The sequence below is a fragment of the Pragia fontium genome, assembly GCF_900638655.1.
GTDB lineage: Bacteria > Pseudomonadota > Gammaproteobacteria > Enterobacterales > Enterobacteriaceae > Pragia > Pragia fontium.
The window spans coordinates 1,182,250-1,196,127 of sequence record NZ_LR134531.1 but is presented as its reverse complement, the minus strand read 5'-3'; the positions used below and the strand labels follow the sequence as shown (position 1 = coordinate 1,196,127).

14 protein-coding genes are annotated in these 13,878 nt (G+C 40.4%); 1 reads left to right on the top strand and 13 read right to left on the bottom strand.

Annotation, left to right across the window (positions count from 1 at the left end; translation table 11 throughout):
• Positions 1–37: 37 nt before the first annotated feature.
• The 13 genes from EL341_RS04990 to EL341_RS04930 all read right to left on the bottom strand — a co-directional run bounded on the left by EL341_RS04990 (position 38) and on the right by EL341_RS04930 (position 12,609).
• Positions 38–781, bottom strand: coding sequence for an SDR family NAD(P)-dependent oxidoreductase (locus EL341_RS04990; RefSeq protein WP_074820700.1), 744 nt, complete (start codon positions 779–781; stop codon positions 38–40).
• Positions 782–1,017: 236 nt separating this feature from the next.
• Positions 1,018–2,097 carry a lytic murein transglycosylase B gene (mltB, locus tag EL341_RS04985; protein ID WP_126467165.1) on the bottom strand — a complete coding sequence of 360 codons (1,080 nt, stop codon included), beginning with the start codon at positions 2,095–2,097 and terminating at the stop codon, positions 1,018–1,020.
• Positions 2,098–2,322: 225 nt separating this feature from the next.
• Positions 2,323–3,009 (bottom strand): ZIP family metal transporter, encoded by a 687-nt coding sequence (locus tag EL341_RS04980; RefSeq protein WP_074820696.1) that lies wholly within the window; start codon positions 3,007–3,009, stop codon positions 2,323–2,325.
• A 253-nt stretch (positions 3,010–3,262) separates the two neighbouring features.
• Positions 3,263–3,523: a hypothetical protein gene (locus EL341_RS04975; protein ID WP_074820694.1), complete on the bottom strand. Its 261-nt coding sequence runs from the start codon at positions 3,521–3,523 to the stop codon at positions 3,263–3,265.
• Positions 3,524–3,966: 443 nt separating this feature from the next.
• Positions 3,967–4,512, bottom strand: a complete 546-nt coding sequence (locus EL341_RS04970; protein WP_074820693.1) for a hypothetical protein — start codon at positions 4,510–4,512, stop codon at positions 3,967–3,969.
• Between the two features lies 1 nt (position 4,513).
• Entirely contained in the window at positions 4,514–5,620 is a 1,107-nt protein-coding gene (locus EL341_RS04965) for a beta propeller repeat protein (protein ID WP_074820690.1), read from the bottom strand.
• A gap of 21 nt (positions 5,621–5,641) precedes the next feature.
• Positions 5,642–6,160, bottom strand: a complete 519-nt coding sequence (locus EL341_RS04960) for a hypothetical protein (protein ID WP_074820688.1) — start codon at positions 6,158–6,160, stop codon at positions 5,642–5,644.
• A gap of 18 nt (positions 6,161–6,178) precedes the next feature.
• The gene (locus tag EL341_RS04955) at positions 6,179–6,385 is read right to left on the bottom strand and encodes a hypothetical protein (RefSeq protein ID WP_074820685.1); all 207 of its coding nucleotides are present in this window, start codon (positions 6,383–6,385) and stop codon (positions 6,179–6,181) included.
• A gap of 17 nt (positions 6,386–6,402) precedes the next feature.
• Positions 6,403–6,756: a DUF4150 domain-containing protein gene (locus EL341_RS04950; RefSeq protein WP_074820683.1), complete on the bottom strand. Its 354-nt coding sequence runs from the start codon at positions 6,754–6,756 to the stop codon at positions 6,403–6,405.
• A 14-nt stretch (positions 6,757–6,770) separates the two neighbouring features.
• Positions 6,771–7,985, bottom strand: coding sequence for a DUF2169 family type VI secretion system accessory protein (locus EL341_RS04945; protein ID WP_074820679.1), 1,215 nt, complete (start codon positions 7,983–7,985; stop codon positions 6,771–6,773).
• A 17-nt stretch (positions 7,986–8,002) separates the two neighbouring features.
• Positions 8,003–10,183, bottom strand: coding sequence for a type VI secretion system Vgr family protein (locus EL341_RS04940; protein WP_126467163.1), 2,181 nt, complete (start codon positions 10,181–10,183; stop codon positions 8,003–8,005).
• Positions 10,184–10,267: 84 nt separating this feature from the next.
• On the bottom strand, positions 10,268–12,019 hold the full coding sequence (tssF, locus tag EL341_RS04935) for a type VI secretion system baseplate subunit TssF (protein WP_126467161.1): 1,752 nt from the start codon (positions 12,017–12,019) through the stop codon (positions 10,268–10,270).
• A 74-nt stretch (positions 12,020–12,093) separates the two neighbouring features.
• A complete protein-coding gene (locus EL341_RS04930) occupies positions 12,094–12,609 on the bottom strand; it encodes an Hcp family type VI secretion system effector (protein ID WP_047780370.1) in 516 nt (171 codons plus the stop codon).
• A 752-nt stretch (positions 12,610–13,361) separates the two neighbouring features.
• Here EL341_RS04930 and tssB point away from each other — a divergent pair.
• Complete coding sequence (gene tssB, locus EL341_RS04925) at positions 13,362–13,868, top strand: type VI secretion system contractile sheath small subunit (RefSeq protein WP_047780369.1); 507 nt, start codon at positions 13,362–13,364, stop codon at positions 13,866–13,868.
• The last annotated feature ends 10 nt before the right edge of the window (positions 13,869–13,878 follow it).

Sequence of the window (13,878 nt, the reverse complement as noted above, 5' to 3'; positions counted from 1 at the left end):
AAAAAAGCGGAAGTTCGTGCTTTACTGCTGGCATTAATTATTGCGCCGTATAACCACCATCCACCAACACCGATGCGCCGTTAACAAAAGTCGCTTTATCTCCAGCCAGAAACAACACAACGTTAGCCACTTCTTCCGGACGCCCTAAACGCCCCTGAGGGTGTAGGCTTACCAACGCATCTTTCTGTTCCGAAGTTAAGGCACTGAGTAATGGCGTATCAATATAGCCGGGACAAACCGCATTAATTCGAATGCCTTGACTGGCATAATCAACAGCCAACGTTTCCGTCAACAGCTTAACTCCACCTTTAGCCGCAGCATAAGCAGTAACGTGTTTCTTACCAACGAAACTATGGATAGAACCACAGTTAACAATAACCCCGCGTTGTTGGTTCTCCAACCAATGACTGATAGCGCATTTATTGCTGAGAAATACCCCGGATAAATTGATGTCGATAGTTTTTTGCCAGTCAGCCAGACTCAATTTATCAATAACGTTATCCCGGGCAATTCCCGCATTGGCAAACACAACATCCAGGCGTTTAAAATGCTTAATCGTTTGGACTATCAGGTTTTGCTGATCTGGTTCACTGGTAACATCCGTCTTAACAAACAGCGCATTAAATCCATCCTGTCTAAGTGACTCAGCTACTTTTTCACCTTGCTCGCTAATATCAGCAATAACGACTGACGCTCCTTCTCTGGCAAAGGCTTTTACCGCTTCAAGACCAATACCGCTACCACCCCCGGTAACAATGACGACTTTCTCCTGAAAACTCATACTGTTTACCTCTCATTGTCCTAAATAATCATATTTACTGTAATTATTGATACGCTCTAACCCAGCGGCTTGTTTCACATAAAATGGCATCCAGTTACAATAATTTTACAAATGAAAAGTAGCTTTTAACTTTGGCAAAACCAGGTGCACCAGCACCTGCCAACAGATAATCTCGTTGTGATATAACGCAAAAAGGGTCGCTGATTAGCGACCCTTTATTGAGTGAATAAACTTATTTACTGGCGCTTACGGGCAACCCGTACCGATTCTCCCAATTGCCAGACGGCCATGGCGTAATAAGTACTGTGGTTATAGCGAGTAATCGCGTAAAAATTGGGTAAGCCATACCAATATTGATAACTGCTTCCCATATCCAGACGCAGCAAGCTCACTTCCTTATGATGACTGGTTGAACCCTGCGGTTTTAAACCCGCCATAGCCAAAGTGGTCAAAGAATAACGGGTATTGTAACCATGCTTAAGTTCAGGCGCCTGTCCGATTGCCGGAACGGCTACAGTGGCTTCTTTCTCCCAACCATGAGACTTAAAATAATTAGCAACGCTGCCGATCGCATCTACCGGATCCCATAGATTGATATGTCCATCGCCGTTAAAATCCACCGCATAATCCTTAAATGACGAAGGCATAAACTGGCCATACCCCATGGCTCCGGCAAAAGAACCGCGTAAAGAAAGCGGATCATTACCTTCCGTTCGTGCCATCAGCAGAAACGTCTCCAGTTCTCCACTAAAATATTCTGCCCTACGCGGATATTCAAACGATAAGGTCGCCAGCGCATCGAGAATCCGCGTTCTGCCCATCACGCGTCCCCAACGGGTTTCCACGCCGATAATACCGACGATAATCTCAGGTGGTACACCGTAAATATTCCATGCGCGTTGCAGGGCTGCATCGTATTGATTCCAGAAAGCAACACCGTTTTGTATATTGTCAGGGGTAATAAATTTGTTGCTGTAACGAATCCATGCGCCATTCGGTTTTGGTATACCGACAGGTTTAGTTGTCGACGGAGCCTGCTTATCCATCAAGCGTAGCACGCTATCCAACCTTTTTGCCTGTGCCAATATGTCATGTAGTTGCTGACGATCAAAACCGTGTTTCTGCACCATATTATTAATAAAGCGCTCGGTTGCCGGGTTAGCGGCAAAATCACCGGTTAATGGATGAACCGCATGTTCTGGTTCAAGCTTGAATCCTCCCTGCACAAAAGTAGGTTCAGAGACAGTAGGTTTAGGCTTACTGCTACAGGCAGAGAGCAAAAAAATTAAAGGTATACAAGCAGCTAAATAACGCATCGGATATCCATACGGCGGTGTAAAAGAATTGGGCGCTATAGTAAAACATTGCCCTGCGCGCGAAAAATAAAAATCTCTCCTGACTCCCTTGAGTTAATCAGGGAGGTACTTGTGATTATTGTAGCTTTCAATAGCCGACATGCAATTGGAAAAGTGATCGGTTAAGGATAAGCCACTCTTCCAATCTATCGGCTTTAATAACAGCGACTAAAATTGCTCACCGTTTTACATACTTTCTTCCAATACCAGCAGTAATATAAAACCAGCAAAAAACATGGCGGTTGCCAGTGGCGTATCTTTACCCCCTTCATGAGCCTCAACCAACAACTCTTCAGTAACCAGATAAAGCAGAGCAGTCAGGCCAAATGCCAAAAAAGTTGTCAACCAGAAGGTTCCAAGTGTAGCTAAGGGTGCGCCCAGCATACTACCGATTGGTAGTAATGATGCCAGTACAATCACGGCCGCCAATGCCCGACGACGATTACCTAAAAAGTCCCGTAGCTCACCAACCACCGATAATCCAAGGAATAAAATTTCCAGCGTCAGCGCCAGAGTTAACAGCATTCCGGTTTTCGCCCCAGCAGCAAAGGCAATCCCTAATACCAAACCATCAATAAAAATATCGATACCCACCGCAGAAATAAACCCCACCGGCCCCTCTGCCTTCTCCCCCAGATATTTGATACCCAGCATCAGTATTACACCGGTAATACTGCCTAACAGCACTGCCCAAAGAGAATGCCCCTTTAAGTCGGGAAGGATCTCCACAGCCACCGCAGAAAAAACAATCCCAGCGGTAAAATGATGAATAATACTCATCGTTCCATCACCCGGGCGGCGAAATAGCGCAACAGAAGCACCAATAATGGCAGCAGCAGCAGGAATTAACGTATAAAGCACGGCAACAGTCATGGGATAGACCAATTATGATTGGGGGCTTAGGGATAAGTTTAGCAGACTTGTAAAACTGTTTTTATTGGGGTGAGATTCTAGGCGGCAAATCGTTTTCAAAAACCAATGATTTTCTCATTCAGGCGAATAAGAGGCTAATTGACTAAAAAATTGATGAATTATAAATATTTCTCTATATTCGTAGCCAGCTTCCCTCAGAGACTAACAACTTATTGAATACCAAAATAGTTTTTAACCAAGGCTAAAATGATATTTAATCATTATTGCAGCCGCTAATAATTCGTTCAACATAATCAAGAACATCATAAGCATTCCCTGGAAATACTTTACCCCGGTGTTGAATTTTATTCGTTGTAGGGTAAAAACATACTGCACCATCTAAAGTATCAAATACAACGGACTGGTTAATATCATATTGAGAATAAGATACATTGTGTTTTTCGAGTATCGTTATATTCTCAATCTTTCTTGCCATTTTCTCTTTTTTTAATTCACTTATTTCACCTTTAGTCATTGTCAGCATCCTGCCAGTTTAATTACATATTATTTTTAAGTACTATAGACTCTCGTTTAAGAGACTTGTTTTTCTGTTAACTGATATTTTTAGCGACTTTATTTGCACACTTCTTCTTTGAAGTAAGACAGCACTCCTCTCCAAACACCTATTCATAACGAATCGGTAATAAGACTATACTTTTAGCCACCGTCATATCCGTTAAACTAAAACTGATCCGGCTAACATACCCCGAACCACAAATAGATAATTGTTTATGTAAGAATGGACTCCTGCCTCTATTTCTTAACATAAATACAACATAAAAAATTCAACAAGCAATAAGACAGGTGATAACTAAAAATAATAGTTGCCACCTACTATAGATATGCAAAAATAATCTGAAATATAATTTTATATAGCGCCGACTAACAAAAATAAATAAGAGGTTCGCGACAATAGCGCTATTCACTTTCAGGAAGTTCAAACTCAATATCAACACCTAATCTTACTACTAATATACGTTGAATCCCCTTTCCTAATTTATCATTCCAGGTCACTTCAACAACCCGTCCATCATCTAGATAATAGGATTGGCGTAAATCATCAGTAATATCAGTAAAGTCATCGCTAAGCTTAGTTTGAATTGAAGTTAATGATTCTGACTGGATATCCAGTGAAAACGGCGCTTCTGTCTTCCAACTATTAGTCTGAACAAACTCAAATTCAGCCGATTCTAAACACCACCGTTCTTTATCACCCCTTGGTACATAAATCACGTGAGGATGTGACAACGTTAATGTTAAACCCTCTTGCGCCAATACAACTCGATGTTGTTTTTTTAGCAACTCAGGGCAGATCGTATGCGGAGATAGCTCATAGAGCTGCTCTAACCGTAACAGCCAATTATAAATATTATGGCAACCGACTCTGATACAAATCGCTTCGGCTAATGTCGGAAAAGGCTCCATTAACGTTTGCATTATGATCTCTCTTTGTGTTTTATCCATACTAGTTATCATCCTGCCCGATAACTGACAATAAGAAATTGATCTTACTCTCTTTAAACGAATAACGACAAACAACTTTTTTACCAACAATAAGTAAATTATCACCGTAAACATCAATTATAACAGTATCATTTAATAATTCAGACGCTACTTGATTTAATTCATCATACATATCAACGGTTACTACCTTATCGTCTTTTAATTGCCTCACTCCCTTATTGGTACTGAGAAAAACTCGCCCCGCTATCGACACAAAATTATCAATAGAGACAAGATTAGTACTATCACTAATTTCAATAAAGCCATCACGATAATTACCTTTTAACAGATAACCATTATAGCCACCAATATACACTGTATTTTCATCGTGAAGATAGATGCTCAACAAACCATCAGTCGTTGGCACTGTTAACCTTTGCCAATTAATACCATTATAATGAAATACCACACCACCTTCTTTGCTCCCCGGCGAGGTTCCACATACATAAATGTCGTTACTACAATAACCATTGATTGCGGATAAATTTCTATTTCCTTGTTTTTTTTCCTGCTTTTTTCTTTCGTCGAGCACTCGCGTAATATTTTCCATCGTTCGCTGCTCTTCTGGTAAACTATTGATGACTTCGTCACGCATTTTTTTTCGTTCTTTTACGCCAGCTTTCCTATCCTGTTCCGATAGAATAGAATCATCAATATGCTGCCACTTATTTTTTTCTACCCGTTGATAAATTTGCCCTTTATTACCACATACATATAATTGTCCACCAATTTGTACTATATTTCGTAAATTGCCCCAGCGTTCTACTTCATTCAGAGTTTCAATGCTAACAATTTTACCATCCTGAATAAAAAAAACTTTACCAACTGGAGACAAACAACAAAGACCATTAAACTCCTCCTGAGCGGATATATAACGCACCATATTATCAGCCCAGTTTTTTACTTCCAGAGTAGTAAACGTTAAATCATTTATATTGGAGGTATCCCAAAAGCTAAATTCTGAATAATCAGAATAAAATTCAATATCATTATCTACAGATGTCAAGACCAAACGGTCATTGTCAACTAAACAGCCACCGGTAAACTTAATATTTTGATCTATTATCATTATTCCATATCCTCTTACATATTATTTAGACTTAAAGTTAGCCAACCTACTATAAGCGTCACTTCCCTCTTTTGGTGGCCGCTTTGTTGTTCTTACTGGGACTGCTGTCTTATCAACCCCAGGAAACATCCCATCGATTTTTTTTTCTATTCTTTCTTTACAATCGTCGGTTAACTCTGGCTCAATATCGTCCAAAGAAACTTTAACCTCCTCCAAAACATCAAAAAGTGTTGATGTACCGATAGGATTTCCCATATCCCCAAGATCTTTAATAGCAGCATCAACTTCATGTGCTGATTTATGCGCCTTTTCGCTCAAACAAATACACACACCTTCTTTTAAAGTCGGCATTCCACTTATTCGCTTATCATTTTTTATCGCATCTTTACGCGTACCATATCGTAAAACAAAATCGGGCACGATATGGTGGGCATCATAACCTGAGGGACAATCTTTATCTTCATAGGAGTATAATTGACAGTCAGGAGTATTTTCATTTTGGTCCCCACCGCCACTAACTTTTCCTCCAAACTTTGACATTTTAACTCCTTTTTACCACTACAATAGCTTCACTGCGTTTGCCTTTATATCTGCTATATCTGGCGAATCACCGAAGCTGGCTAAAATCCCACCAATAATCTCAAGCGGATTAATTTTCTCCAGCTCACTTTTTAATGAAACCTCCGCCGGATTCGCTTCAGATGCTTTAACCAACGACATCGCTGGTTTATTGACAATTTTACCAACCGTATTGCCTTTTGCCATAATGTCCCCTCCCTTTGTTAGCCGTTCATATGAAATTTATCACCGTGCCTTAATATTTTTTTCTTCTTGGCCTTCACCGTATCGCTTCGTTGGTCAGGCCGGCACTTACCGCTAACTTTAGCCTTTTTAAGACCACGACCGATCCCGGGTTGATCACCGATAGTAATCGAAACAAAACTTTTTGAATGAACCAATATAGGATCACCATTAACTCTAACCGATGGAACTATTGACTTTGAATTTGATAAGTAAGTCATCACTGGATATGGAATTGGCACCATTGAAGGACCAATCGGAGTTTTGCACACATCAGGAAAGATACAGACGACTAACCAAGTGCCATTCTTCCTCGCGATTAAATTTTTAGCCATTCTATTTCACTCCCTTATACTGATGAACGAGGATACAGTTTATCTAGCAATGTCAGAGGATGAATCTCGTAACGAAACTCAGCCGCTGATATAGGAATATCGGCTTTGATTAAGTAGCGATAAGTTAAATGCACCGTCAACGACTCAGTATCTATCAATAAAGTATCAAGCTTCATTGGTTGAGGAATCACACCCTGTTCAGCTCTCAACAGGATAAAAGCTAAATGGTTTGGTAAATTGAAACTAATCTCACCATCAGGCCTAACATTCGTTATCGAGACATGAAGCCCTGATGGCAATTCAACCACCTGCTGATCCTCGGGCGCTCCATTCCAGTAATTAAAATCAAAATCATGCGGTAAATGAGGATGACGATTATCGATCCATTCCTGATCATAAGTACCTGCTTTTGCTAATCTAGGTGACCAGCCTCGACCAATAAAACCAAATCCAGCTGGGGAATAAACCGGATCGGATAAATCCATTTTTCCTTTTAGCATTTTACTAATATGAGAATTAGATAATGCTCTCCCAACATTCATGATCCTCGGCGCTGACCAACAGTCTTCTTTAATAACATCTAAATACCATGACTCGCAAAAACCCAAACCGATAGGATTGCTCATACAAGCTGTATGGGCAATAGCATTACAAGGAGGAAAATCACCATAAGCAATCAATTGTTCTTCTGTTAATTGATACTTTTTATCTATACGTGATGCTCGTTTATCCTGCTTGTCAATTACACACTCCCCCCCAAATGCATACTGATAATTGATCGGAAGCGACAGAAATGGCTTAGGTTGACTAATATGATGCGCTGTCAGGCTATTCCGCGTTATTCTGCGTTCTCCAATTATATCCACCTCTTTAGACCAGAGTGTTATTTCACCATCTAAAGATGTTAGCTGTGCCTTAACCGAAAAAGCTGAACATGCTTTGCCACCAGGCGCATAAGCTGTCGCATTAATCACAACATCGCAATAAGGTTTATAGGGCGCTAGATCGCTCTCAACCAACACTGCACTTTTATTCATCTCTCCGGCATAAACATCCTGAAAGCTCAGAGGAACAGAATTCTCATCTTGAATATCTACACGATACTCACCATTTTCTTGCTGAATTAAATTGAATCCGACCTTAGCAACAAAGACATTATATTCAGCGTCATTTTTATCGACCATTTGGTAGCACAATGCGTCAAAAGGTGTCTTATTAGCAAACTTCATATACTAAAAATCTCCCGCTAATTCAGATCAATGTCTTTGCCTTTTAGTTTAAGTGGCCCCTTCGACGTAATAAGAATGTCATTACCTTTTATCGTAACTTTACCGCTTTTATCCATTCTTAATATGCTCTTACCACAAACTAATTCGATCGTATTCTTAGCTGTAATTTTGATTGAATCTCCAGAGCTAACTCCAATATTCTTACCAACCCGAACAATCTTATTTAATCCAATCTCTTCTGCCTGCACCAAAGCAACTGAAGTATTCATCGCTGCACCAACAGAAATCTGATAAGCACCACCAATAGTTAATACTTTAGCTGCACCAATGGTTTCTGCTTTAGCCGCACCAATAGTTTCTGCTTTAGCTATAGCTATCGTTTCAGCCTGATTACCTTGCACCGTCAGTACATCATTACCGCCCACGGTGGTTGTACGGTTAGCGCCCACATTGTCCGTTTGATTACTGCCAATGGTATTGGTTTGATTGCTACCAACGGTCCAGCTCTGATCTACGCCAATGGTGGAGTCTTGGTTATTACCAATGGTATTGGTTTGGTTATTGCCAACATCCAAGGTTTGATCCACACCAATGGTGCCAGCTTGGTTATTACCGACGTTTAATTTTTGGTCAACGCCGACCACCATGGTCTGATTATTATCAACATTCTCATTATGATCGTTGATAACATGTACACCTTTGTCGTTGAGTACATCCACATTCATGTCTTTCTGGGCATGCATGTAGAACTCTTCCTGACCGGCCTCATCTTCTAAACCAATTTCGTTAAATCCATCCCCTTTATGGGTTTGGGAACGAATAGTCATGCGGGTTTTCTTCGCTGGCAGTGATACTGGTGTGGCGTTTTTGCCGTTATACAAGGTGCCGACAATCACCGGCATATCAATATCGCCATTTAAATAGGCAATAATCACTTCCTGACCAATGCGTGGCACTGCCATAAAGCCAAAACCGTCGCCGTTCCAACCCTGCCCGGCGCGTACCCAGCAAGAAGCATTTTCATCAGCGGCATCATACTTATTCCAGTGGAAGTGGATCTTCACCTCACCGTATTCATTCACATAAATCTCTTCACCGGCCGGCCCAACCACCGTAGCCGTTTCATCACCGTATACCGTAGGTTTGGCAATAAACGGCGCACGCCAGTCCACAGAACCGGGAATAAAAGTGAAACTGTTGGTTAACGCCGCAACTTTATCTCCGGACTCTTCCGCGACAGATTGGGGTAATGATCCACGATGAACAATGCTGACAATTTGCCAGTTGCTGTTCATTGCATCAGTAGGATGCTCTTCTATATCAAAAATCTTGCCTGGCATCAGTTGAATACAGTTACTCTCGGCTTTGCCGGATAGACTATTAGACTGATGAGACTCTAACCGATATTTGGCATATTGCTGGGCTACACCATCATCATCATAGCGGCCATAGCTTTCATACATGGTGTATAGAGGACGTTTTTTAGCCTGCTTGGCTTTAGTGTCCAGGCCAACATCCGGATGAGAAAATTTATAATCTTTCAGATGAACCGCATTAGGCTTCATTTTTGCCCCATACTGCAGGCGATGAATCACCGACTCTTTGCTGGCACTCTGAACATGTGCGTTATACAGCAGCTTTTCGCCTCCGGTCATTCCCGTTCGACTATCACTGTAAAACATTTTGTTTTCTTCAAACCAAAAAACAATCCCTTCTTCTGCGGCTAAGCGACTGAAAAAGTGATAATCCGTTTCATTGCGTTGGGTGGTGTACTCCCACTGTTTATGGGAGTCGATTAACTTAGATTCAGACCTAACATTATGTTTTTGTAAGAGTTCATCTAAAATATCAGGAACTGATTTGAAATGAAAAATTCGGTTATCCTGAGTTAGCGTCAATAACCACATTTCAGGCCGGATGGTAAAAGTGTAATAAGTACGATGGAAACCACTGTCACCACGGAATGACTCAGCCACAATGCCATTAATCGTTCTTTTAACCTGCCCATCCACTTTGATGGTCAGTGAGGCATTTTGTAGTAACTGCTCATCCATATCGACGTTAGCATCATCACTGGCTACCTGAACCTCCAAGGTAAACAGCGTTGATAATGCTTCTTCCAGCGTGAAATCAACCACATCAAAAGTCGATTCTGGCAGGCCGCCAATGTTACATGAAAAATATAAGCCGGTATCCATAACCTACGTCCCTTTCATTACATCAACACGATGTGCGGTATATAACCCTGCGGCTTGCACAATCCATATTGTGGTTATCAACATTCAGATTTGCTCCCTACCGCCAAGAATCGGCGCTAAAGACCATAATCTCTGTGTTTTACTGTTGACGATCTTCATCGTCAGGAAATTATTGCTGGTCATACAAAACGGCAGCACATTGCCTAAAATGAAGCCGAACTGATACATCTCTCCTTCATCCCTAAAGCAGTCAGGATCTAAAGATAATGTCATCTCTAACCCTCGTTTTATGGCCCCGGTATTCCAGATCCAATCCAATGCTTTGGTTTGCAGGCTCACAATGCCTTTTAGGCGTTGTTCACTCATTTGCTGTAATGGCGCACTGGTGTGAATGTGATAATTTAAGTCAATGATCAACTGCCTCATCGCACTTAAATCTTTCAGGAACAGCGGACTTAATGATAAATAGGAGATAATTGGCCAGTGTTCGTGGCTATCCACTAACGGAGCAATTTCACTGGTTGGCTGAGTAATATTGGTAAAATTTAAGCTATTGGCAATATCCAACGTGGGTATACAAATATCACCGATACTTAATTCATCACATTTTTTACCGTTGGTTAACTGAACATCACAAAAGAAAGTCTTATGAGGAAAATCAATCACTCGTTTCCCCTGACTATCAATAAAGGTAATTTGGCTCTGCGCCTCTCCCTTTACGTTGTTTTCCAACATACTCTGATAGTAAATCTGCTGACCATTAAAGTTATTGGTCGCAAACTGTGTTACTGGAAGATAGGCAATGTTATCACCGCGAGTGTTACGCTGCCCTGACTCCAGAATGGAGTAAATGGATTTTATTTGATAAAGATGGTTATCTTCTTCATCGATATATTGATAAGAACTTTGTCCTTTAACAAAATCCCGGATCTGCGGCTGGCTGCTGTAAAGATTAATGATAGGTGTACAGTTAGATAAAAATGCCGATGCTGCATCAATGGTTTTATCCGTCAATAATGGTTGGTTAAACTCAAAAATCAGCTCAAACGTTTTATCTTCATCTATCGTGATTTCACTCAGCTCATGACTGAGATCGAGAGTAATAAAATCATTCACGTGTGGTAGATGAAAATACTCCTGTAACAGCTGTAATCGCCAGAATAATGGAATATCCAATGGCAGAATTAAATTCTCCGCATCCGGAATAAAAGTCTCAATAACCTGGTTTGATAAAGAGAAACGCTTATCGCCGCTAACAACGGAGATCTTAACCAGATATTGCTGTAACCACAGCTGCAGCAACCCAGCAATCTGAGGATCATGGCTCAAAAACAATCGAAAAGGCTCAGTAATCCACTCACCGGTTTTAGTGATACCGCCTTGCCATTCAATTTTTATCTTAATTGCGCCATTAGTTGGCGTATTAACTAAACTACAGTCTCGGACAAAACAGGGAAGAACGCGGATCTCTCTGGCCAATTGATAAGTACAAACCTCACCATTTTCCAGATTAGCCTCGACCCTGCTGCCTTTGGCAAGCTGATAGATTTCATCCGACTTAGGTTGAAAACGGAGAATTGCGGTTGAGGGTACTGGTCTGATCGGCGTAGGCCAGACCCGCGATAATAAGTTTTGCGTAATTTCAGGAAACGCATCATCAACGTTTTGGCGCAATCTGGCCATTAAAAATGCGAAGTGTTCAAATAAAAATTCGACGTCGGCATCATTCTCGGCAGACTGCAGAAAATCACCAAACGATGAATTTTGATTTGCACGCTCCGCGGCTAACTGTTTGATATATTGTAATTCATCTTTGAAGCAATCCCTTAGCTCCATATTTCCACCTCGGCTTATTATATGAAGACAGCCATATCCATGCGAATACGGCTATCTTTGTCATATCACAACAATTAAGCTGCTGGTTTACGCCAGTCATCTGCACCGGAAGTACCGGCTACAGTGTGTTCCCAATCGATTTTGCGATAGGCTAAGTGCACATCAAGCAATTGAGTGAAATGAGCCTGAGAAGGATCCTGGCTGTTAGGCATCACTAAGTTCATGTTAACAATAGTGGCGTCTTCCAGCTTAGTGGTGAAGTAGTGCTCCTGCTTACCATCTGGAGAAGTTCTGTACCACTTCAGATTCACTTCTGGCAGGCTCTCACCTGAAGCTAATGCGTTATAAAGCAGAGGAACTGCTTTATTTAATGCAATAGTAAGAATTAAAGGTTTGTGTTGACGCTGGCCTGAAGGCTGGCCATTTTGAGGATCGGTAGGAACAAATACCTGATGTTTAACTTCCTGAACAATCATCTCATCTTCATGACCTTCGACAAAACCTTGACCTACAGATTCTAAGGTATAAGCACCCTGAGTAATATTGCCCTGAGTTTTCCCCGTGATCGAGGCAAAAGCTGGTGTTGGCATCGCATTCTCCTTTACATTTAGTTGCCAAGAGTATATTTAGAGTAACAATTACTGATTATTCAGTACGCTATTCTAAATTTCTTAAAATCATGAATACATTCGATAAAACCATATCTGTTAGCCATGCATCCATGTTTAAATTCCATTTCCAAAAAAATCTTAATGTTCTTAAAACAACACGATTATTTAAGCGAAGTTGTTTATTCAGAACATCAATAACGTCAATCCACCACAATAAACCCAATAAATATAACAGTTAAATTCAATTCAAATTAAGAAAAATAAAACCAACAGGTTTATTTAAAATTTAGATTATTAAGTACCGATAAAATAACGTGCGAAATTATATACAAACATACGTAATACCCTGATTTAAGCTGGGATATGTTAAACATATAATAATTATTTTCACACCTGTTATTTATACTAGTTTATTAGCTTTTGTTCATTAAACAAGAACATGAAAACAGCTTTTAATTACAAAAAATACAACACAAAAAAACAAACACAACCGGATGAATAATAACAATAAAATATAAAAAATACATATGCGAGTTATTTTTTAAATAGCAACACAATGAATGCACAAGCAATATAAAATAAAAAAATTTGCTATTGCCATTTTGTATTTTGATCATTATTGTCGTATAAAAATACGCGTATCATTAATTAAATCAGGTTAAATATCAGATTAACTGAAACACACCCACACACTTTTCAATCTCAGGATATAGTTAGCAAAGGATTAACTCATGGCTGGTAAAAAAGGTAGCGTTGCACCAAAAGAAAGAATCAACATTAAATATACAACCGAGACTAACGGTCAGGTTGCAGAAAAAGAATTACCCTTTCACGTATTAGTGACAGGTGATTTTACCGGTAAAGCCCAAGATACTCCGATTGAAGAACGTAAGCCGATATCAATTGATAAATATTCTTTTGATTCTGTGATGGCAAATGCAGGTATTGAGCTTGAGTTTTCGGTGCCTAATCGATTGGAAGAAAATGCCGAGGTTGAATCGGAAATTCCCGTCAAATTAAAAGTGGAAACACTTAAAGATCTCTCCCCAGATAGCATTGCTCAAGCCATCCCTGAATTGAAAAAATTGATTGAGTTAAGAGAGTCACTGGTAGCCCTAAAAGGCCCATTAGGTAATAAGCCTGCGTTCCGTGCCCAAATTGAAGCGATCCTCGGTGATGAGAAGAGCCGTGAACAGCTGCTGCGTGAATTAAGTATGACAACTGGATCGGATGAATAGTAAGCATAAA

Excerpts from the sequence above, each read along its gene's own strand:
- tssB (WP_047780369.1), top strand. The coding sequence starts at position 13,362 with ATGGCTGGTAAAAAAGGTAGCGTTGCACCAAAAGAAAGAATCAACATT.
- EL341_RS04950 (WP_074820683.1), bottom strand. The coding sequence starts at position 6,756 with ATGGCTAAAAATTTAATCGCGAGGAAGAATGGCACTTGGTTAGTCGTC.
- EL341_RS04975 (WP_074820694.1), bottom strand. The coding sequence starts at position 3,523 with ATGACTAAAGGTGAAATAAGTGAATTAAAAAAAGAGAAAATGGCAAGA.
- EL341_RS04945 (WP_074820679.1), bottom strand. The coding sequence starts at position 7,985 with ATGAAGTTTGCTAATAAGACACCTTTTGACGCATTGTGCTACCAAATG.
- tssF (WP_126467161.1), bottom strand. The coding sequence starts at position 12,019 with ATGGAGCTAAGGGATTGCTTCAAAGATGAATTACAATATATCAAACAG.
- EL341_RS04970 (WP_074820693.1), bottom strand. The coding sequence starts at position 4,512 with ATGGATAAAACACAAAGAGAGATCATAATGCAAACGTTAATGGAGCCT.
- mltB (WP_126467165.1), bottom strand. The coding sequence starts at position 2,097 with ATGCGTTATTTAGCTGCTTGTATACCTTTAATTTTTTTGCTCTCTGCC.
- EL341_RS04980 (WP_074820696.1), bottom strand. The coding sequence starts at position 3,009 with ATGACTGTTGCCGTGCTTTATACGTTAATTCCTGCTGCTGCTGCCATT.
- EL341_RS04930 (WP_047780370.1), bottom strand. The coding sequence starts at position 12,609 with ATGCCAACACCAGCTTTTGCCTCGATCACGGGGAAAACTCAGGGCAAT.
- EL341_RS04990 (WP_074820700.1), bottom strand. The coding sequence starts at position 781 with ATGAGTTTTCAGGAGAAAGTCGTCATTGTTACCGGGGGTGGTAGCGGT.
- EL341_RS04965 (WP_074820690.1), bottom strand. The coding sequence starts at position 5,620 with ATGATAATAGATCAAAATATTAAGTTTACCGGTGGCTGTTTAGTTGAC.
- EL341_RS04955 (WP_074820685.1), bottom strand. The coding sequence starts at position 6,385 with ATGGCAAAAGGCAATACGGTTGGTAAAATTGTCAATAAACCAGCGATG.
- EL341_RS04940 (WP_126467163.1), bottom strand. The coding sequence starts at position 10,183 with ATGGATACCGGCTTATATTTTTCATGTAACATTGGCGGCCTGCCAGAA.
- EL341_RS04960 (WP_074820688.1), bottom strand. The coding sequence starts at position 6,160 with ATGTCAAAGTTTGGAGGAAAAGTTAGTGGCGGTGGGGACCAAAATGAA.